The sequence below is a fragment of the Pseudodesulfovibrio sp. zrk46 genome (genome assembly GCF_012516435.1).
Classification (GTDB): domain Bacteria; phylum Desulfobacterota; class Desulfovibrionia; order Desulfovibrionales; family Desulfovibrionaceae; genus Pseudodesulfovibrio.
Map to the genome: position 1 here is coordinate 869,811 of NZ_CP051216.1, position 18,998 is coordinate 888,808.

Annotated in this window: 16 protein-coding genes; 10 read left to right on the top strand and 6 right to left on the bottom strand. The window is 58.3% G+C overall.

Annotated elements, in window-relative coordinates; genetic code table 11:
- Nucleotides 1-184: 184 nt before the first annotated feature.
- Nucleotides 185-946 carry an RNA methyltransferase gene (locus HFN16_RS04050; RefSeq protein ID WP_168889481.1) on the top strand — a complete coding sequence of 254 codons (762 nt, stop codon included), beginning with the start codon at nucleotides 185-187 and terminating at the stop codon, nucleotides 944-946.
- A gap of 597 nt (nucleotides 947-1,543) precedes the next feature.
- On the opposite strand, the gene HFN16_RS04055 is transcribed toward HFN16_RS04050, so the two are convergent.
- Both HFN16_RS04055 and HFN16_RS04060 read right to left on the bottom strand, forming a co-directional pair.
- Nucleotides 1,544-2,455 carry a DMT family transporter gene (locus tag HFN16_RS04055; RefSeq protein WP_168889482.1) on the bottom strand — a complete coding sequence of 304 codons (912 nt, stop codon included), beginning with the start codon at nucleotides 2,453-2,455 and terminating at the stop codon, nucleotides 1,544-1,546.
- Between the two features lie 88 nt (nucleotides 2,456-2,543).
- A complete protein-coding gene (locus HFN16_RS04060) occupies nucleotides 2,544-3,194 on the bottom strand; it encodes a WbuC family cupin fold metalloprotein (protein ID WP_168889483.1) in 651 nt (216 codons plus the stop codon).
- Between the two features lie 115 nt (nucleotides 3,195-3,309).
- Here HFN16_RS04060 and HFN16_RS04065 point away from each other — a divergent pair, with 115 nt between their 5' ends.
- Entirely contained in the window at nucleotides 3,310-3,858 is a 549-nt protein-coding gene (locus HFN16_RS04065) for a hypothetical protein (RefSeq protein ID WP_168889484.1), read from the top strand.
- Nucleotides 3,859-3,868: 10 nt separating this feature from the next.
- Here the strand turns inward: HFN16_RS04065 and HFN16_RS04070 are convergent, their stop codons facing one another.
- Nucleotides 3,869-4,285: a secondary thiamine-phosphate synthase enzyme YjbQ gene (locus HFN16_RS04070; RefSeq protein WP_168889485.1), complete on the bottom strand. Its 417-nt coding sequence runs from the start codon at nucleotides 4,283-4,285 to the stop codon at nucleotides 3,869-3,871.
- A gap of 208 nt (nucleotides 4,286-4,493) precedes the next feature.
- On the opposite strand from HFN16_RS04070, the gene HFN16_RS04075 reads away from it, so the two are divergent.
- Nucleotides 4,494-5,750 carry a caspase family protein gene (locus HFN16_RS04075; protein WP_168889486.1) on the top strand — a complete coding sequence of 419 codons (1,257 nt, stop codon included), beginning with the start codon at nucleotides 4,494-4,496 and terminating at the stop codon, nucleotides 5,748-5,750.
- A 72-nt stretch (nucleotides 5,751-5,822) separates the two neighbouring features.
- Here the strand turns inward: HFN16_RS04075 and HFN16_RS04080 are convergent, their stop codons facing one another.
- From HFN16_RS04080 to HFN16_RS04090, 3 genes are read right to left on the bottom strand one after another with little or no spacing between them, the layout of a single operon-like run.
- Complete coding sequence (locus HFN16_RS04080; protein WP_168889487.1) at nucleotides 5,823-8,987, bottom strand: efflux RND transporter permease subunit; 3,165 nt, start codon at nucleotides 8,985-8,987, stop codon at nucleotides 5,823-5,825.
- Complete coding sequence (locus HFN16_RS04085; protein ID WP_168889488.1) at nucleotides 8,984-10,240, bottom strand: efflux RND transporter periplasmic adaptor subunit; 1,257 nt, start codon at nucleotides 10,238-10,240, stop codon at nucleotides 8,984-8,986. Before HFN16_RS04085 ends, HFN16_RS04080 begins: the two co-directional genes overlap by 4 nt.
- A gap of 3 nt (nucleotides 10,241-10,243) precedes the next feature.
- Nucleotides 10,244-11,710 (bottom strand): efflux transporter outer membrane subunit, encoded by a 1,467-nt coding sequence (locus tag HFN16_RS04090; RefSeq protein WP_247648436.1) that lies wholly within the window; start codon nucleotides 11,708-11,710, stop codon nucleotides 10,244-10,246.
- 147 nt (nucleotides 11,711-11,857) lie between these two features.
- Between HFN16_RS04090 and HFN16_RS04095 the strand changes: the two genes are divergently transcribed.
- The 7 genes from HFN16_RS04095 to HFN16_RS04125 all read left to right on the top strand — a co-directional run bounded on the left by HFN16_RS04095 (nucleotide 11,858) and on the right by HFN16_RS04125 (nucleotide 18,981).
- Nucleotides 11,858-12,562, top strand: a complete 705-nt coding sequence (locus tag HFN16_RS04095) for a response regulator transcription factor (protein WP_168889489.1) — start codon at nucleotides 11,858-11,860, stop codon at nucleotides 12,560-12,562.
- Nucleotides 12,559-14,037, top strand: coding sequence for a HAMP domain-containing sensor histidine kinase (locus HFN16_RS04100; protein ID WP_168889490.1), 1,479 nt, complete (start codon nucleotides 12,559-12,561; stop codon nucleotides 14,035-14,037). Before HFN16_RS04095 ends, HFN16_RS04100 begins: the two co-directional genes overlap by 4 nt.
- 178 nt (nucleotides 14,038-14,215) lie before the next feature.
- Nucleotides 14,216-15,604: a hypothetical protein gene (locus HFN16_RS04105; RefSeq protein ID WP_168889491.1), complete on the top strand. Its 1,389-nt coding sequence runs from the start codon at nucleotides 14,216-14,218 to the stop codon at nucleotides 15,602-15,604.
- Nucleotides 15,594-16,400, top strand: coding sequence for a hypothetical protein (locus HFN16_RS04110; protein ID WP_168889492.1), 807 nt, complete (start codon nucleotides 15,594-15,596; stop codon nucleotides 16,398-16,400). Before HFN16_RS04105 ends, HFN16_RS04110 begins: the two co-directional genes overlap by 11 nt.
- Nucleotides 16,401-16,402: 2 nt before the next feature.
- Nucleotides 16,403-17,833, top strand: coding sequence for a hypothetical protein (locus HFN16_RS04115; RefSeq protein WP_168889493.1), 1,431 nt, complete (start codon nucleotides 16,403-16,405; stop codon nucleotides 17,831-17,833).
- Nucleotides 17,834-17,836: 3 nt separating this feature from the next.
- Complete coding sequence (locus tag HFN16_RS04120) at nucleotides 17,837-18,772, top strand: hypothetical protein (RefSeq protein ID WP_168889494.1); 936 nt, start codon at nucleotides 17,837-17,839, stop codon at nucleotides 18,770-18,772.
- A complete protein-coding gene (locus tag HFN16_RS04125) occupies nucleotides 18,769-18,981 on the top strand; it encodes a hypothetical protein (RefSeq protein ID WP_168889495.1) in 213 nt (70 codons plus the stop codon). Before HFN16_RS04120 ends, HFN16_RS04125 begins: the two co-directional genes overlap by 4 nt.
- Nucleotides 18,982-18,998: the final 17 nt, after the last annotated feature.

Sequence of the window (18,998 nt, forward strand, 5' to 3'; positions counted from 1 at the left end):
CATTATCAAAATCAGGCGAATTTGGGAAGTCTAGAAAAAGTCTTAATGTCTATGAAATACGAGCCTAACAGCTATCCCACCTTGCCGAGGATTGCAATACCACGCTAAACCCCCTACATAGTCGCCGTGCGGAACGCAAGTTTGTGCAACCTGGTGCCGCATATTTCACAATAAGGATAGACACATGCAGAAAAACGGCAAAGAGAAGAAAGACGGCAAAATCTACGTTGTGGGCAACAAGCCCGTAAAAGAATTGCTTCAGGACGACCCGTCCAAAGTGGATTTTGTGGCCTTTCGCAAGGGGCGTCACGACAAACAGCTCGATGAAATCTTCGATCTTTGTCGTACCGCCAAGGTTCCCTTCAAGTCGGTAAGCGCCAAAGATCTCGACTTCATGTACCGGGGTAACCATCAGGGAATCGCTGCCCGATGTGCAGCCCTCTCCTACACGCCCTTCACCGAACTGCTCGAAAATGCCACCGAAGCCCCGCTTCCCCTCATCGTGGTCCTCGATCAGGTGCAGGATACCGGCAACGTCGGCGTACTCGCCCGCACCCTCTACGCCCTCGGCGGCGCAGGTCTGGTGGTCGGCCAGCACCACGGCGCCTACCTCGGAGCAGGAGCCGTCCGTTCCAGCGCCGGAGCCCTCAACAAGCTCCCGGTTGCCAAAGTCGGTAACATCGCCAACGCCATCAAGGACTGCGTGAACTACGACTACACCGTCTACTGCGCCCGCATGACCAACGACTCCAAGGACATCTACGAGGCCACCCTCGATACTCCGGCTGTGCTCATTCTCGGCAACGAAGAAAAAGGCATTCGCCCCGGCGTAGCCAAGTACTCCCACGATTCCCTGCACATCCCCTTCCTGCGCGAGTTCGACTCCCTCAACGTCGCACAGGCCGGTGCCATCATCGTATCCGAGTTCGCCAAACGTATGAGATAAGAATGCCTCCGGCGGCCCTTCGGGGACGCCTGCCAGCGGGGCCCAAAGGCCGAGGGCCTTTGGAATCCCATGGGCGCTAAAAGCCGAAAGCCGATCTGAACGAACCAACGCTTCGCTAGGTTCTCTTCAGATCGGCTTTCGGCTTTTAGCGCGGGTTGATGGATAAGAATTTTGTACGCGCCAGCTTGATCTCAAGTCCTACAAACGAAGAACCGCACAGCCCTTGAACACGAAGCATAGAAGCTGACCAAATCGAATGCCGCCAAGCACAGCAAATAGATCGGCAGCGACTATAGTCGCGTAGTGCACCTCAAGGCATTCTATTTGGATCAGATTCTTGGCAAGTGATCACGAGGCGGCCGATCACACAAATCCGAGTTTCTTTGGTTCTTTCTTGGGGCGGCTCAGCCAGCCTTCAGCCGTTGTCGAGTCTTCGAGACTTACGGATGAGGACAGCAGAGATAGAAAGAACCCCGCCGGGAGGGCATGGAGGAGCGAAAGCGACGGCTCTCAAGCGTCAAAGACGCGCTCTTAAATAAAAAGCCGCCCCAAAAGGACGGCCTTCCTTATCTATTAATCTTCTCTTCCACAAAAAACTTATGGCTCCAACTGACTCAAAACCATCCCCGCCAGCATCAACCCACAGCCTATCATCGCCTTAACAGTCAGCACCTCACCCAATATAACGCATCCACCAATGGCCCCGAACACAGCTTCGAGACTCAGGATAATGGCAGCATGCGCAGGCTGTGAATCTCGCTGAGCGATCACCTGCAAGGTATAAGCGACACCGACAGACATCAGTCCGCCATAGGCAATAGCGGGCGCGCCGCCAATGAGCCCGACGAGGGTAATCTCTTCGGTCATGACCGCGCCGATCAGGCTCAGCACGGCGCAGGCAGCGAACTGCACAGTGGAAAGCTTGATAGCATCCACAGCGTCCATGCCAGGGGACAGCTTACCGATAAGTAACACATGTCCAGCCCAAAAGAGCGCGCTGACAAGCACCAACAGATCACCAAAAGCAATGGAAAGTTCGGCGGTAAAGGAAAGGAGATACATGCCGATGACGGCCAAGGCGCAGCCGAGCCAGGTGGCCCAGCCGGTCTTTTGCGCAAGGAACAGACCAAAGATCGGGACAAACACCACGTAGAGGCCGGTGATAAAGCCCGCTTTACCGGCGGTGGAGGCTTCAAGGCCAAACTCGGCGAGTTGCGGCCCGGCAAGGCCCATCTGCTGAAGCGTGGCACCAGCAAAGAGTGCGAGACCAAGCAATACGCCGCCTTTCATCAGGCGGTCCTTATCAACACCGGGTTTGGACTTGTCGCGGCCCTTTTCCATGCGCACGACGAGCGGTACCAAGGCAAGCGCACCGAGGGCGAAGCGGACGCCGTTGAAAGTGAGCGGACCCACATGGTCCATACCCACGCGCTGGGCCACAAAGGCAAAACCCCAGATGGCGGCGGTGATGAATAGAAGGATATCGGCTCGAAAGGCGCGGCTGTTCACGTGTCGGTCTCCTTTTAGTGAAAGATCAACACGTTTACTGTATTCACCGTGCGGCGGCAAGCAGCAGGTGTGAATGTCCCCAATTCGGCTAGTTTACAGACGGAGATCCGGAACCGGACGCCCCTTCGTCGCCCTCTTCCTGAGCAGTCTCTTCGGCGTTGGCTGCGGCGGCCTCCGCCTCTTCAGCCTTGGCTTTTTCAGCGGCGGCGTTGGCCAATTCGGCCAGATGCTTGATCAGGTCCAGCAGATAGGGCTCGGCCTCGGGGGAGCCTTCCTTGGGCGCCCATGCAGGGATATCCTTATCCGTGGCCTGAGCGTACGGGCCGTCCTTGATCTCGAAGATCAGGGTATCGGGCTTAAGCACGATAAAGGTGTGAAAGACATGCGGGGCCACATCGACGCCGAAGTTTTCGGTGCCGGGCTGGAGGAGCGTGTGCGTGCGATAGACGCCCTCGTCATCGAACTCCACAAAGAGCAACGATCCGGAAATCACTACGATGGTCTCACTCTTGGGCGGGTCCATGTGCCGATGCGGCGTGATGTAGGTACCGGGCTGGAGCGCATTGAACATGCGGTGAACGCCATCGTCGTCGTTTTTGTGCAGGCGCTGAATCATGCGCTTGCGCGGGCTCTGACGCGACAAAGCAAGCAGTTCGCTCACCATTGTCAAAGTCAACGGGCTGACGTCCTCAGCGGGTGCATCCACGGCCATGGGGAATTCGGTGTTCTCTTCGGTCATACGCCCTACCTACATGCCCTGTGGCTTTTCGGCAAGACGAAGACACCGGAAAAGCTTTTGCATTGCGCACTGTTCGTGTACAGTCCACCGAAAGAACCATAGCTTAGAGGTATCAATGTCCGCAGATCAGTTCGAGTTCTTCCTGACGGAAGCCAGAGCGGGATGGTTGGAATCCCGCATCGTCCATAACAGTTCCCACTACGACCTGAGCGTCAACCGCAACTTTTCCGATCCCATCAAGGATCTGTTCTGTTGCATGTGCGATCTCTATGGAGCCGATGCAGCCTCCTGGCCGGGCAACCGTTACCGCCACACGGAATTCGAATGGGGCGGCGAAGGCTGGCTCTACTCCTGGCTGATGGAACCCACCCCGGACAACAAGATCGCGGTCAAGGTCGCCTTCAAGGGCAAGCGAGAAGTGGGCGGCCCTGAACATCAGGTATGGGACATCGAAGCCGTCACCCACTGGCGGCCGCTGGCGAGCCAGATCTTCAACCAGGCTGCCGAGCTCCTCTGGATGTATGGCTTCTCCGGCTACTACGACCGCTGGGGCAAGGACTTCCCCGCCGGCCACATGATGCGCCTCGGGCATTTGCTGCACGACCAGCCCATGGACCTCGACGACTTCGCCCGCGAACTGGGCTACCTCGCCGAGACCCGCTGATCATCCCAAGCTATTCCCCGATTATCTTGATGAGCACGGACTTTTCCCGTCGGCCGTCAAATTCTCCGTAGAAAATCTGCTCCCATGTGCCGAAGTCGAGCTGGCCATCCGTGATGGCCACCACGACCTCGCGGCCCATGATCTGCCGCTTCATATGGGCGTCGGCGTTGTCTTCGTAGCCGTTATGCCGATACTGGGACACGGGCTCATGCGGCGCGAGCTTTTCCAGCCATACTTCGTAATCGTGATGCAGGCCGGATTCATCATCATTGATGAAAACCGAGGCCGTGATGTGCATGGCGTTGACCAGCATCAGACCTTCCTTGATGCCGGATTCGCGCAGTGCTTCCTCGCAGTCCGGGGTGATATTGATAAAGCCGCGGCGGGACGGCACCTGAAAGCGCAGTTGTTTCCTGTATGAATTCATGGAGTCCTCCATTGTTTTGAGCTGTTTCGCGGCATTTAAGCAGATAGTGCCCGGGAACGCCAGATTTCCCCCCTTCTTCGGCGGTTAATTATAAATATTGGTCTGCTGTTGCCTTTCTCAGACACAAGTATGACTATAATAAATAGCTACCGGTCCGTTTGGGGGTGGACTGGGTTCCATCAACAGTCTCCAAGGCGAGGTGATGGCCATGAAAGTATCACGTTTCTGGACAGTGCTCAGTTTGACAGCGCTGCTCTTGCTGAGCGGCTGTGTAACGCCCAAGTACATGAAGGAGACGTTTGTCTCCTCCTCATTCAGCGACACCTCTCCGGGGGAAGCCAGTCTCTATATTGAGCAGGCAACTGCGGAGCCCATGTACAAGAACCGGGTCAGTCTGTCGGAAATCACATCCACCGTGGCACAGGGTTTTCAGCAAATGAGCGCCCGCATCGTAGATGATAAGGACGAGGCGGATTTCGTGGTCGCCACCAAAGTCGTCAAACTGAGTGATTTGTTCGACAATGTGATCGACGTCAACGTGGAGGTAAAATCAACCTCGGACGACAAGGTCGTATACATCAGCAAATTCACGGGCTGGTCCCTCACCCAGGTCGACTCCATGACCCAGATTACCAAGGGCGTATACGAATCACAGCAGGAAATATTCGGCTCGGTCAACAAGCACTTCGAAGAAAGCGGCGGCAAGATGGCGGCCCTGCCGCCAGCGGCTCCCACCACTGCGTTCGCCCCTAGATCAGATATGGTGACGAGCAACACCTCCATGGCGACGGGCGCTCGGTACGCTCTGGTCATCGGCAACAGCGCCTACCCGAACGCACCGCTGAAGAACCCGGTGAACGATGCCCGTGATGTTGTTCGTTCCCTGCGCCAGATGGGTTTCACCGTCATTCAGAAGAATAACGCCGGGCTGCGCGAAATGGAAATGGCCATGAACACCTTTTACTCCAGCCTGCAACGTGGTGGGGTTGGTCTCTTCTACTACGCCGGTCACGGTGTCCAGGTTGGAGGGAGTAACTACCTTGTCCCAGTTGACGCGCGCATCAACTCCGAGTCCGATGTAAAATATGAATGTCTGGATGCAGGCCGCATTCTGGGTAAGATGGAAGACGCCGGCAACAGCATGAACATCATCATTCTTGATGCCTGCCGCAACAATCCGTTCGCCCGCAGTTTCCGCTCCGCATCCCGAGGGCTGGCACGCATGGACGCACCTACCGGCTCCATTCTGGCATTCTCCACGGCTCCCGGCTCCGTTGCCGAAGACGGTTCAGGGCGTAATGGCGTCTACACCAAGCATCTCCTGCAAAACCTCATGACCCCCGGCCTCGATATCAGCGATATCTTCTTCTATACCCGGCGCGGCGTGGTGCAGGAAACACAGGGCAGACAGGTTCCGTGGGAATCTTCCTCACTGGTGCAGCGTTTCTACTTCTTGGACAAGTAGGCGGCAGCAAACGACAGCAATAAGGCCCGCTCCCCAAAAGGGAGCGGGCCTTATTTTCAGATTGGCGGATGGCTATCGCTCTTCCACAGGCTGCTCAAGGGCCGTAGTCTGCTGCGAAAACCGCTGGGCAAACCAGCCCTTCACGTCCTCCAGAATCATGTACATGGACGGCACGAAGATCAGGGTGATGACCGTGGCGAACAAGATGCCGAAACCGAGAGACAGGGCCATGGGAATGAGGAAGCGGGCCTGCCTTGACGTTTCGAGGATCATGGGAGCCAGGCCCATGAAGGTGGTCAGCGTGGTGAGCAGGATGGGACGGAAACGGGCCGCCCCCGCTGCCAGCACCGCATCGTGGGCGCACGCACCCTTTTTGCGCTGGCCGTTGGCGTAATCGATGAAGACGAGGGAGTCGTTCACCACCACGCCGGACAAGGCCACGATGCCGAGCAGGCTCATGAGGCTGATGGAGTAGCCCATGAGGATATGCCCGAAGATGGCGCCCACCGCACCGAACGGGATGCAGGCCATGATGATAAGTGGCTGCACGTAGCTTTTGAACGGGATGGCGAGGAGCGCGTAGATGCCGAGCATGGCCATGAACAAGCCTATCATGAGGCTGCCCACGGATTCGGACATGTCTGCCTGCTTGCCCTGCATACCGCAGGACAGGCCGGGGTACTTGGCCTTGAGATCGGGAAGGACCTCAGCCATGACCGCGTTCTGCACCTGCGAAGCCTGATCGCGCGGCGTCACGTCGGCGGTGACGGACAGCACGCGTCGACCATCACGGCGCTTGATGACCGTGTAGGCGCGCCCCTGCTTGATCTCCACCACTTCGCGCAGCAGGACATCCTTGTCGTCTGGGGTGCGAATGGTCAACTCTTCCAGATCATATTCGGAAACGCGCTCACTCTCGGGGCGGCGCACCACCACTTTGACCTCGTTGCGGCCGCGTTGCTGGCGGAGAACTTCAGTACCGTAATAGGCGGCGCGCACCTGACTGGCGACACTCTGAGCCGTGAGGCCAAGGCTGGTACCGGCAGGAGTGATCTTGAAATCGAGCTGACGCTTGCCCGCAGAGAACCCGTCATCCACATCAGAGACACGAGGGTAGTAGGACAGAGCTTCGGCCAGATCCGTGGCAGCTGCCTCCAGAGTGGCGACATCGCTGTGGGAGAGCTCAAACTCGAGCGCCTCACCCGCACCGGGCCCACCCATGTCTGCGGCAAAGGAGAGGGCTTCGAGACCGGGGATAATCCCCACTTCGTTTCTCCACTCCTTGACGAACTGCTCCGTAGAGATGGGGCGCTCATCCGGGCCGGTCAGGTAGACCTTGATCTTGATGACGTGGCTACCGGAGATATCTCGCCCAGCGCCGCCGATCTTGGTGTCCATGCCTTCCACCAATGCGTCGCCGCCATTGGCTTCCATCACACGGGTGGCCGCGGCGAGAAGCCTGTCTTGAACGACCTTGGATTTGTCAACGCTGGAGCCATAGGGCAGCTCCGCCTGAACGTACGCGTAGTCTGATTCCACCTTGGCCATGAGGGTGAAGCCCAGACGGCCGGACATGGAATAGGCTCCGGCCAGCAACAGCAGGGCCACGCCCACGGCAACGGAGGCGTATCGCCACTGGATACAGCGATCAAGGAAGGGGCGGTAGCCGTTGCGAATGAAGTGAAGCAGGCCGGTTGCCACACGCTGCTGATGCTTGGTGATCCAGATCATGATGCGGCTCTTCGGTCCACCCTGTGACAAGTGTGCCAGGTGAGCGGGCAGCACGAACAGACTCTCGATCAAAGAAATGGCAAAGACCGAGATGACCACCACCGGGATGGACCAGAAGATCTTGCCCATGGTGCCCGGGATGAACAGCAGCGGCATGAAGGCCACGACATTGGTCAACACGCTAAAAGTGACGGGCATGGCGATCTGCCTGGCCCCTTCGATGGCGGCCTCGAGCGGCGGCATCCCCTGCTCTCGCATGGAGAACACGTTCTCACCTACCACGATGGCGTCATCAACAACGATGCCGAGGGAGATGAGGAAGGCGAACATGGAGATCATGTTGATGGACACGCCCAGCAAAGGGAGGACCACAAAGCTGCCCATGAAGGAGATGGGAATACCCATGGCCACCCAGAAGGCGAGCCGCGGTTCCAGAAACAGGGCGAGGAAAACAAACACCAGCCCAAGGCCCATGTAGGCGTTGTTCAGCAGCAGATCCATACGCTGGGAATAGACCTCGGACATGTCGTGGACAACGGTGGTGTTCACGCCTTCAGGCAGCTGTTCCTGATAGGAGGCCAACACCTTGTGGACTGCTTCGGACACGGAGATCGGGGTCTGGTCGCCCACGCGATATATATCCAGACGGATGGACGGCTGACCGTTGTAGGTGGTTACGATGTCCTCGTCCTCAAACCCGTCGATGACCGTGGCGATATCTTCCAGCAGCACTTGCGTGCCGTCACTGCCCGTAACAACGGGGGTGCGGGCAAACTCCAGACCGTAGTCACGACGTTCCTTCATGCGCACCAGGATCTCGCCATTGGCAGCCTTGATGCCGCCGCCGGGCAGGTCCACGGAAGCCTCGCTGAGGGTGTCCGCCACATCCTGCAGGGTGAGCCCATGGGCGCGCAGCTTGGCCTGCGGCACCTCGATGGAGATCTGGAGATCACTGACCTCGTTCAACTCCACCTGCGTGATGCCGGGATCCGTAATGAAGAGGCTGCGCAACTGTTCGGCAAGCTCGCGCAGGGTCGTGTCAGGCTGGTTGCCATACAGCACCACTGACAGCACCTGCCGCTTGTGCGACACCTCGGAAACGACCGGGTCTTCGGCCTCATCCGGGAAGGAGGAGATACGATCCACCTCGGTGTTAATATCCTGCGCCAGCTTCTGGAGGTCATAGCCTTCCAGCGCTTCGACGACCACGGAACCGGAGCCTTCGGAGGCAGAGGAGGTCACCTCCTTCACACCGTCCAGCCCCTGTACCGCTTCTTCCACGGCAAGGACGACACCCTGCTCCACTTCCTCCGGGCTGGCGCCCGGGTAGGACACGGCGATGGTAACGGTATCTTCGGAGAACTCGGGGAAGACCTCCTTCTTGATCTGCATGGTGAAGAGTAGACCGCCCACCAGCAGCACGACCATCAGGAGATTGGCGGCAACCGAGTTGCCAGCCATCCAAGCAATAGGGCCTTTTATTTTGGCATCAGACACACGACTCATGATCCTTCTCCATCACGGGCCTCATCACCCTTCTCGGCTCGCATTGCCGGCTCACCACTATCGGTGGGAGCAGCAGTGGCGGAGCGAACTTTCATGCCCTGCACGGCAGCGGACAAATTCGAAACAACCAGCGACTCGCCGTCAGCCAGTCCCTCGTCGAGGACAAGGGTATCGCCATCACGCCACACCGGATTCACCGAGCGGATATCAAGCGTGCCCTTATCGGTCAGCACCCATACTTTGTTATTCTCACGGAAAGAGCTGCGGGGGATGGCGTAGACATCGGCCAGCACGCCGCCGTCGATCTGTACGGACACGTAGCTGCCGAGCAGAAGCGGCTTGATGCCGGGCTTGCCTTCAAGATTAAGGGGATCGTTCACCGAAATCAGCAGACGAGCCATGCGGCCTTCGTCCTCAAGGGAGGGCAGCAGTCGCACCACGCGCCCTTCGCGCACGGAATTGCTGCCACCGGAACCGCTGGTGATGCGGACCTCGGCACCCAGATGACCGTTCACCGGCAGCTCGATCCAGTCGAGGCGATCCACGGGCACAGAGGCTTCGATCCAGAATTCGTCGGTGCCGACCAGCGTGGCCAGTGCTTCCTGACTGGCGATGTTGTCGCCAATATCGGTGTCCTTGGTCTGGACCATGGCAGCAAACGGCGCCCTGATGTGGGTACGGTCCAGATTGAGCTGGGCCTGCTTGAGCTGGGCCTTGGCAGCACGAACGTCAGCCTTGGCCTTTTCCAGATGCGGCTTGCGCAGGGCCAGTTCGGACTCGGAGGTCGAGGCCTTGGTCGAGCCCTGCAACAGTTTCCACTCGCGGGCGGACACGTTCTGATAGCCCTGCTCCACCTTGAGCGCATATTCAGCGTTGGTCACGTCGGCCTGCACCTCGCTCAGGGCGAGCTCATAATCTTCCGGGCTCAGGGTGAGGATTTCCTCGCCTTCGGCAAAATAGCCGCCGGGGACAAAGGAGTTGCTGACGCTGGCCACGTCGCCGGAGACGCGGGACTTCAGGGTGATTTCACGGGCGGCCGTGACGGTTCCCATGACCGGGACCCACACGCGGTGATTTTCCTTGGTCACGGTGGCGGTCTCCACGGTGGGCTGGGAGGCAACCGGCGCGCGCTTCTTGGCTTTGGGCGCGGTGGCAACCATGGCATAGGCGCCCACGGCGGCGAGAACAATGATGACGGCCGGGATCATCACCTTGAGACTGAATGCGGCCTTGGCTCGGGTAAATATGGTCATGGCTTATCCCTCGTTCTTGATCTGTTCGGTTTCAACATTGGCCGAAGCATTGGCGTCTTCGACGGTGGCAGGCTTGATATCGTCGGTCCATGTACCGCCCAGAGCGCGGTGCAGGTCCACACGGTAGAGGAGCAGGTCCTTGCGTTCATCCGACAGGGTCAGTTCCAGACTCTGCACGCTGAGCAGTGCGGTCAGGACAGGCAGGTAGTCGTCCAGTCCCTGCGTGTATCGGGTGATGGCCTCGCTCAGGCTGGTGCGGGAGGCCTCTTCCTGAATGGAGAGAGCTTCGAGATACTTCTTCTGCCACTTCTCCTGCACCAACGCGTCTTCCACTTCCTTGAAGGCGGTGTAGACGGTCTCGCGGTACTCAGCGATGCGCTGATCCACCAGACCGAGCTGCTTCTCGACCTCGGCCTTGCGGTAGCCGCCATCAAAGATGGGGCCGACCACAGAAGCGGCCAGACCAAGCGCCCAGTTATTGAAGAGGGTCGCCAACTGCGTACCGGTGAACTCGCCGGTCCCGGTCAGGCTCAGGGAGGGCAGACGGTTGGCACGGGCTGCGGACACAGCCCAGTCAGCCGAGGACAGCTTCAGTCCCGCAGACCGGACGTCGGGGCGGCTGGCCAGCAGATCGGCGGGCAGCCCCAGACCTGGGAGATCGGTCAGACCGGGCAGGTCGGCGTCGGCAACGGTGATGGTTCCGGCAGGCTTGCCCATGAGCAGGGCCAGTTCGTGCAGCAGAATCTGTTCTTCGGACTCGACCGGCGGCACCTGCGCCTTGACGCTGGCAAGGGTCTCACGCTGCTGGTAGACGTCCAGCGCCGTGGAAATGGAGTTGCGGTAGCGAAGCTCAATCAGCTCGAGATAGGTGGCGTTGGACTTGATCTGTCCGTCCAGAATACGCTTCTTGGCGCGCAGGCTCTGAATCTTGACCCAGCGGGTGACCACCTCGCTGGCCACGGTCATGGCCGTGGTGTTCAGGTCCTCGCGGGAAGCCTGAAAATCCAGATCACCCGAGGCGGCGCTGGCCTGAATGCGGCCCCACAGATCCACCTCGTATCCGGCAGAGAGGCCCACAGAGTGGCTCTCGGACTGAGTGTCGGTTTTCTTGTCCCCGTCATAGGAGCTGGTGTGGCTGTAGCCTCCGGTCACATCCAAGGTGGGATATTTATCCGCGCTGGACTGGGTGGCCGAGGCTCCTGCCTGACGCAGAGTGGCCCATGCTTTGACGATGTCGAAGTTGGCGGCCAGCGCTTCCTCGACCATGGTGTTCAGCTCTTCGTTGCCGAAGGCCTCCCACCATTTGCCGGGTTCGGGCGTTGCTTCCGAGTACATGGTATACTCTACTGGAAGCGGCGCCACAGGCTCGGTCCGCACATCGGGCCGAAACGGCGTGCATGCAGCTATGGACATGGCCAGCACCAGCATCGCAACCAACCCTATTTGTAATGGAATATGTTTGTCTTTCACGATTCTCTCCACAATGGTTTCCGTTGGGACCAGATATATAGGAGACAATGTGTCAGAGTATTTGTGGGATGCTAAATTTTGTAAAAGTATGTAAAAAGTCTTTGGCGCAGCTTTCCTTTGCGTCCACTTACGGAGTACGGGGGCTTCATGACGAACAACGGACCAGTCCTTATTATCGACGACGATGAAAAGCTGCGGGAGCTCGTGGAAGAGTACCTCGTGGAGTACGATTACAAGGTACACACCCTGCCCTCCGGCATGAAGGCTGTGGAAACCATCAGCGACATCTCGCCCTGTGTGGTCATCCTTGATGTAATGATGCCCGGCAAGGACGGGCTGGAAGTTCTGCGCGACATCCGCGCCACCAGCTCTGTCCCAGTGATCATGCTCACGGCCAAAGGCGAAGACATGGACCGCATCATCGGTCTGGAGCTGGGCGCTGACGACTATATAGCCAAGCCGTTCAATCCCCGCGAACTGCTGGCCCGCATCAAGGCTGTCCTGCGCCGCTCTGAGGCGGTCTCCCCGGTCAGGCAACAGGGCGCCCGCACCATTGAAGCCGGCGGCATGATCCTCAACGTGGCCAAGCAGACCCTGATCATCGACGGCGACGAGATGGAAATAGCCCCCACCGAATTCCGCCTGCTCAAGGTCCTCATGAGCCATGTGGACACGGCCATGACCCGCGACGAGCTCATGGATATGGTCTGGGACAAGGACTTTTCCGCTTACGACCGCAGCATCGACGTCCATATCTCCAAGCTGCGCTCCATGCTCAAGAAGTACGAAAAGCACGCCAAACGCATCAAGACCGTGTGGGGCACGGGCTACATGTTCATAGGTGACGCATGAAAGTAAGCAGCCTCTATTTCCGCATGCTGGCCATCTTCGTGGTGGTGCAGATCGCAGCCACGCTGATCATGGGCTTTCTCGTCCACAGCGGGAAAATACGCCCTCCCTTCACGCGGCATGCCGAAGAACGAACGCGCGCCATCAAGAGACTCCTTATCCACGAGCTTGAAATGGAGAAGGACTTCCCCTCTGAGTTCTCAGCCCATGAATCAAGGGCCGCCCGCCCTCCAAAAGAAAGACCAAGGCCGGACCGCGCTCCTGTGCACAGGCAAATGCCTCCCCCGAATTTCGATCTCAAAGGACGGTTGGCCCACACGCTTTCCACCTTTGCCAGCGCCTTTGAAGGGCAGGTATGGCTCACCAACGACAGCGGTCGAGTCGTGGCCAGCTCCTTTGGCGGCCCTCCGCCCACCATCAGCCCGGACGAGGTGGAGCTCGAACATCGTACTCCCGAGGGATACACCCTGCGCCTCATGAAACGGGACGGCGACGAGACCAACATTTACATGTCTGACGTTTTCCAGAACGATGGCGAAACCCTGACCCTGCATCTGTTGCACAAGTGGAAGAAACGGCGTGAGGAAGAGTGGTTCATGAAGGGGCTTATCCTCATGTCCACCATCTCTGCCCTGCTGCTCATCCCGGCCTACCGCATGCTCACCCGCCCCCTGCGCCAGCTAACCGATTCGGCCGAGTTGCTGGCCCGCGGCGACTTCTCCCCCCGCGTACAGGCCCGCTGGAAAGGCGAAATTTCAGTGCTGGCCCGCGCCTTTAACCGCATGGCAGAGAGCCTGGAGAAAATGATCCGTGGCAGCAAGGAGCTGACCGCCAACGTATCCCACGAACTGCGCAGCCCACTTGCCCGTATCCGTATCTCTCAGCAGATTCTCATGGAGCGGCTGGAAGACGGCCGCACTGACGGCATGGAGAAGCACCTGTCCAAGATGGAAGCCGAAATCGAACACATGGACGGCCTCATCGACCAGATCCTCAAGCTGTCCAAGATGGACCTTCAGGAAGCCCCGGCTCAAGACGACAAGGTCAACCTGAACGCCATGTTGGAAGAGGCGGCAGAACGGCTGTATGCCATGGCCTCCAAACGCTCGGTAACCTTGACCCTGAACACCGAGGATTTGCCCACTCTGCGCTGTCATCGCGACACCCTGCGCATGGTGCTGGACAACGTGACGACCAACGCCGTCAAATACACGGAAGAGGGCTCCACCATCACCGTTTCATCCCGTCGGGAAGAGAACGAAGCGGTCATTGAAGTGGCCAACCCCTATCGCGATCTGTGCGAATCCGAATTGGAGACCATTTTCATCCCCTTCAAGCGGCTCGGCTACGAATCCGTGGAAGGCAACGGCCTCGGCCTCGCCTTTGCCCGCAAGATCGTTGAAGAACATGGCGGCACCATGGAAGCCCAAAGCGGTGACGGAATGTTCCGCATGATTGTGCGTCTGCCGCTGGTGTAATCGACAAGTATCACCTACCGGATCGCCACGGCCGCATGGTCATGGCGATCCTTTTTTGTGCACATAGTTCTATTCGTCTATATTCACTACTTGTATTGAATACGTTATTATTGTATCGATTCAGCACATAATACGTGCATTCGATTTCTTACAGGACTGACGATCAATACGAGGGTGGATGATGGGCAAAAAGGAAACCGCACAGGAACTAAGGCGCAGAAAGACATTTGAAGAGGTCGTGTCGACACTCAACGTGGACGACATGGCCAGAGGCGATGCCGAGAGTTGCATCCCCGGTCCCAATGACACCGAGCCCACGCTGAACGAACGCACCATTATTGATTATTTCCGCGACAGCGCACGAAAAGCACGCAACTTTGCCAAGGACGATCTGGACAAGCTCAAGGAGCAGATGTCCGAGATCTACCACTCCCGCATCATCGAGGAATTGAAAGGTTGCCCCAATGCGCTGCTGCAATTGAACAACGACTCGCGGCGCAGAGAGAATCAGGAACTCCTCGACCTGCGCAAGGACGCCCTGAAGCGTGAAGCCGACGTCAAGAAATTCGCCAAGGACAACGGCCTCAAACGGGAGCCCCAACCGCCGGGCAGCCCCATGCAGATCACCTTCTGGATCGCTGCTATCGTGCTCATGGAGACCCTGCTCAACGCCACCTTCTTTGCCCACGGCAGTGACCGCGGCCTGCTGGGCGGCGCCATTCAGGCCTTTGTCATCTCGTTCATCAACGTCATGCTGGCATGGCTGCTGGGCCGCTTCGGCCTCACCCGCCTCGGCCACTGCCAACCGGATCAGAAATATCTGGGATACGCCATCGTGCTCACCTTGGTCACGGCGGCCTTCACTCTCAACATGTTTGCCGGGCATTACCGCGCAGCCCTGGAGGGCGACGCATTCAAGGCCGTACTTCTGGCCGTGGAATCCTTCAAGTCCAACTTCATGTCCATCAAGTCGGCGCAGGGCTGGCTTCTGACCGCGGTGGGCGGCACGGCCTTCACCTGTCTGACCATCAAGATATTCCAGAGCGACGACCCTTACCTCGGGTACGGCAAGGTCAACCGGGAATACCTCAACGCACGCGACACATGGATGGAACGGCAGCGGGAGTTCACTGACACCATCATCGACAACTTCAACCGCATCGAGAGCAAACGCGCCACCGATACGGACACGCTGGGCAAGCTTGAAGTGCGCTACGGCGTCCTGCTCGACAAGGTGGTCCGACTGGTGGAGCTCTACGACTCCTCCCTCAAACAGGAAGAGGCCCTCTGCAATCAGGTGGTCAACTACTACCGAAAGGAAAACAAGGACTTCCGCTCCAACCAGAACGATGTCCTGCCCCCGTACTTCTCCAAGCCGGTGAGCCTCGGCCTGAGCGACTTCAGTCTCGACCCGGAAATGGAGGACGAGAAGATGCATCAGCAGGAAATCGCGCAGAAGTTCCATGACTACCGCACCAATGACTCCGCACGCATGAAGAGCGAACTGGACGGCATCCACAAGCAGGAAATCGACAACCTCGACGAGTACTTCGGCAATGTTTCCTAAACAGCTTTCCCGACTCTCAAAACAGCCTCCCAAAGAGCGGTTTGCCCTTGCCGGGCTGCTGACTCTGGCCGGTGTGGTCGTCTCCATCCTGCTGTTCTACACGATGAACCCTCCCATCCCTCTGGACGAGCTTGGCTGCCCGGAATCGGGCCCGGTGGCCAACGCCATTATCATCGTCGACCGCACCGGCAAAATTCCTCAGAGCGCTCGCCGCGCCATCACCACCAATATCGAGGCCATCGTCAGCGAGGCCCCGGCCGGAACGCGATTCTCCCTGTTCGAGATCGACTCCCACTACATGCGCGGGCTGTCCAAGGCGCTGTTCAGTCGTTGCAAGACGCGGGACGGCAGTCATGCCGATGATCTGACCGAGAACGCCAGGATGCTCCGCCGCAAGTACGAGGAAAACTTCCTCAACCCCTTCATGGGCATCCTCAATGCCACGCTCATGGGATCGGGACAGGAGCGTTCCCCGGTGCTTGAAGCGTTGGTGGACGTAACCAGTGTTCCCGCATTCCAGACAGCGGCACCCACCACCATTTACCTCTTCTCGGACCTGCTCCAGAACTCCGAGGAGTACAGTCACTACAAGCATCACGAGAGCTTCGAGGAGGCGGTAAGACGGGCCGGGGTCAACCGCCTCATCCCCTCCCTGTACGGAGCGGAAGTACGTCTCTACTACCTGCTGCGCACCGGCAAGGAGCTCAAGATGCAAACCAACGGGCATGTCCGGTTCTGGCTCGATTATCTCCGGGCAGCCAACGCCGAATTCAAGACCATCAAGAAGATCAGGTAGCCATGGCAGACTCCCTTACCAGCGACAAGTTGCGCAAAGCCTTTCTTGCGTCCCTCCTCCTCTCGTGGGGGTTGATGACCGTCATCACCTTTCTCGGGCTGCCGGTTTTCCTGCTGGTACTGGCCCCGGTGGGTGTCATGGCAAAGTACCTTCACTACTTTCAGTCCTGTACCGACCGGGACCTGTTTCAGGACCAGTTCGCAGACAGCTTTTACTCGCTGGGATTCCTGCTCACCCTCACGGCCCTGGTCTTCACCTTTTTCCCGCTCTTCTACGGCAACCACACCATCACCATGGAGGAGACCCTCGGCAACTTCGGCGTGGCCCTGCTCACCACCCTGCTCGGCCTCACGGTCCGTATCTACCTGACCAGCTTTTCCATGGATCTGGAGCAACTCCAGAAGCAGACCGTCATGGAACTGGAAACAGACGTTCGCCTCTTCAAGCAGGAGATGGGCGCCTCCATCGGGGTCATGAAGGAATTCAACAAGGAACTGGAAGAGACCACACGCAAAACGGTAGAGGACTTCAGCAAGTCGCTGGAGGGCGCGGGAAATGAAATCACTGACCTTGTGCAGGGCACCATGCGCACCGCCTTTGAGCCCCTTGCCAAGAACTTTGCCGACCTTGCCAATGACGTAAAGGATGCTACCGGCAACTTCGGCTCCAATCTGGACGACTCCTTCAAGCAGTGCGTGGCCAGTGTGGACAGTATCCGGCTGGAGCATGACCTGTTGGGCCGCGCGATTCGTCCTGCGCTGGACAGTCTGGAGCAGATGGCCGGTGAAATCGACGCCAGCGTGCGCACCATTTCCTCATCCCTTGAAAAAAGTTCCACCGAGCTGGACGGCTCCATGAACGAATTTTCCTCTTCTGTGGGAGCCGTGAACAATGGCCTGACCAGTGGCCTCAACCGACTGGTGGACAAAGTCGAAGGCGTGGAACTGGACCCGGCCATGTTCAGTCGCATGTTGGAGGAGAGCTTTACGACATTCCGCGAGGCCGTCACCCGGGTGGCCGAGCAGACCGACCGCCATGGCCAGATACTGGAGCAGAACGCCGAAGCGGCCCGCACCACCATGCCCGTCTTCGACAAGGTAGCCTCCAACATGGAGTCCATGGTGGAGATGAACAAGGAATTGACCAACGCCATGATTCGTCTGGCCGAAGTGGCAGACCGTTTCTCCGCCGTATCGGCAGGACTGCAAACCCTGTCCGACTCCACCCGCCAATACGTGAAGGCCGTGGAAGGCTCTGTCTCCCTGCATCAGGCCAAGAGCCGTGACCTGGAAAGCGAGCATCAGTCCGTGCAGCAACTCCGTCACGATTTGGAGACACAGTACAAGGAGGCCAAGGGCGCCCTCGATACGCTGGTGGCCGCCTTTGTGGATATCGCCCGGTTCGTGCCCCAAACTCTCAAAGAAGAGGCATAATCCATGGCCCGGCGCGGCAGCAGCGAGTTTATCAACCTCACCCTGACCGAATTCCTCATGGTGATCATCTTCATCCTGATCACCCTGCTTTTCTACACCTTCCAGAAATACCTGCCCGAGAATCACGACTCGACTCTCACCCCAAAGGAATCCGAACTGGTGGAGGGCAACGCCACATTGTTTGCCGAGACCCTCTTCCACGTAGACACGGCAGATAACGCCACGGAGAAACCGATCTTTCAGTTCATCGACGAGATGGAAAAGCTGCTGGCCGATCCCGATGTTCGTCAGGGATTCGAGACGACACCGCTGCCCGAGATTTGGGACACACTGGAAGCCATGGAAGAGGAAGAAGCGTACCTCCGAAAAACCATCGACACACTCAAGCAGGCCATCAAGGACGCCAAAGGCGAGACGCTCGAGCAGTTGGTCCGGGAAAAGACAAGGCTGACCAAAAAGCTCGGCACGGTCACAAAGGAGCTGAAAAAATACGAACCGCTTCACGCCGAACTGGGCACCAAGACACCGGCGGCCGCCCTGCGCAAAGTGCGGGACCGCGAAGGCCAGATGGCCGACCTGGCCGAACGAGCCAGAAAACAGGGCATCGGCAGCCCGCTCTGCTGGTCCACCAAGGACATGCCCAAGGAGTATCTCTTCTCCATCGACATCATGGAGAACGGCATGTTTCGTGTGACGCCCATTCAGCCTGAGCACCGGAACGAAGCCCTGCGCGAACTGGGCTATCCCTTTGCGAACAAGACCGTCTACCTCACCATGCAGGGATTCAAAGAGCAGATGCAACGGTTCTGGGACTACGGCATGCGTGACAACAACTGCCGCTTCATGGTCAAGGTGCGTGACCTGACCACCACCAAGGAGCGATGGAAGCAGGGGCTGGGGCTGGTGGAGAACTATTTCTACAAACTGGAGGTGCCATGAGTTGTCCATATGAAAGCTCGGATGAAGCCCGCCAGTGCGTGGTGACCGCTGTCATGAAAAAGAAGGGAGAAGTGCCGCCTACTGCCACCCTGCCCCCCATCCGTCCCGGCGAAAGCTGCGAGCATTATCGCGCCCGCTGCCGTGGAGGGCTGCTCTCCCTGTTCCGGCGGATTCTTCCGAAGAGTTTTTTCAGACGAAGCCCGCGCTGAAATATTGGCATCTGCTC

Excerpts from the sequence above, each read along its gene's own strand:
- HFN16_RS04050 (WP_168889481.1), top strand. The coding sequence starts at position 185 with ATGCAGAAAAACGGCAAAGAGAAGAAAGACGGCAAAATCTACGTTGTG.
- HFN16_RS04060 (WP_168889483.1), bottom strand. The coding sequence starts at position 3,194 with ATGACCGAAGAGAACACCGAATTCCCCATGGCCGTGGATGCACCCGCT.
- HFN16_RS04065 (WP_168889484.1), top strand. The coding sequence starts at position 3,310 with ATGTCCGCAGATCAGTTCGAGTTCTTCCTGACGGAAGCCAGAGCGGGA.
- HFN16_RS04070 (WP_168889485.1), bottom strand. The coding sequence starts at position 4,285 with ATGAATTCATACAGGAAACAACTGCGCTTTCAGGTGCCGTCCCGCCGC.
- HFN16_RS04075 (WP_168889486.1), top strand. The coding sequence starts at position 4,494 with ATGAAAGTATCACGTTTCTGGACAGTGCTCAGTTTGACAGCGCTGCTC.
- HFN16_RS04080 (WP_168889487.1), bottom strand. The coding sequence starts at position 8,987 with ATGAGTCGTGTGTCTGATGCCAAAATAAAAGGCCCTATTGCTTGGATG.
- HFN16_RS04085 (WP_168889488.1), bottom strand. The coding sequence starts at position 10,240 with ATGACCATATTTACCCGAGCCAAGGCCGCATTCAGTCTCAAGGTGATG.
- HFN16_RS04095 (WP_168889489.1), top strand. The coding sequence starts at position 11,858 with ATGACGAACAACGGACCAGTCCTTATTATCGACGACGATGAAAAGCTG.
- HFN16_RS04100 (WP_168889490.1), top strand. The coding sequence starts at position 12,559 with ATGAAAGTAAGCAGCCTCTATTTCCGCATGCTGGCCATCTTCGTGGTG.
- HFN16_RS04105 (WP_168889491.1), top strand. The coding sequence starts at position 14,216 with ATGATGGGCAAAAAGGAAACCGCACAGGAACTAAGGCGCAGAAAGACA.
- HFN16_RS04110 (WP_168889492.1), top strand. The coding sequence starts at position 15,594 with ATGTTTCCTAAACAGCTTTCCCGACTCTCAAAACAGCCTCCCAAAGAG.
- HFN16_RS04115 (WP_168889493.1), top strand. The coding sequence starts at position 16,403 with ATGGCAGACTCCCTTACCAGCGACAAGTTGCGCAAAGCCTTTCTTGCG.
- HFN16_RS04120 (WP_168889494.1), top strand. The coding sequence starts at position 17,837 with ATGGCCCGGCGCGGCAGCAGCGAGTTTATCAACCTCACCCTGACCGAA.
- HFN16_RS04125 (WP_168889495.1), top strand. The coding sequence starts at position 18,769 with ATGAGTTGTCCATATGAAAGCTCGGATGAAGCCCGCCAGTGCGTGGTG.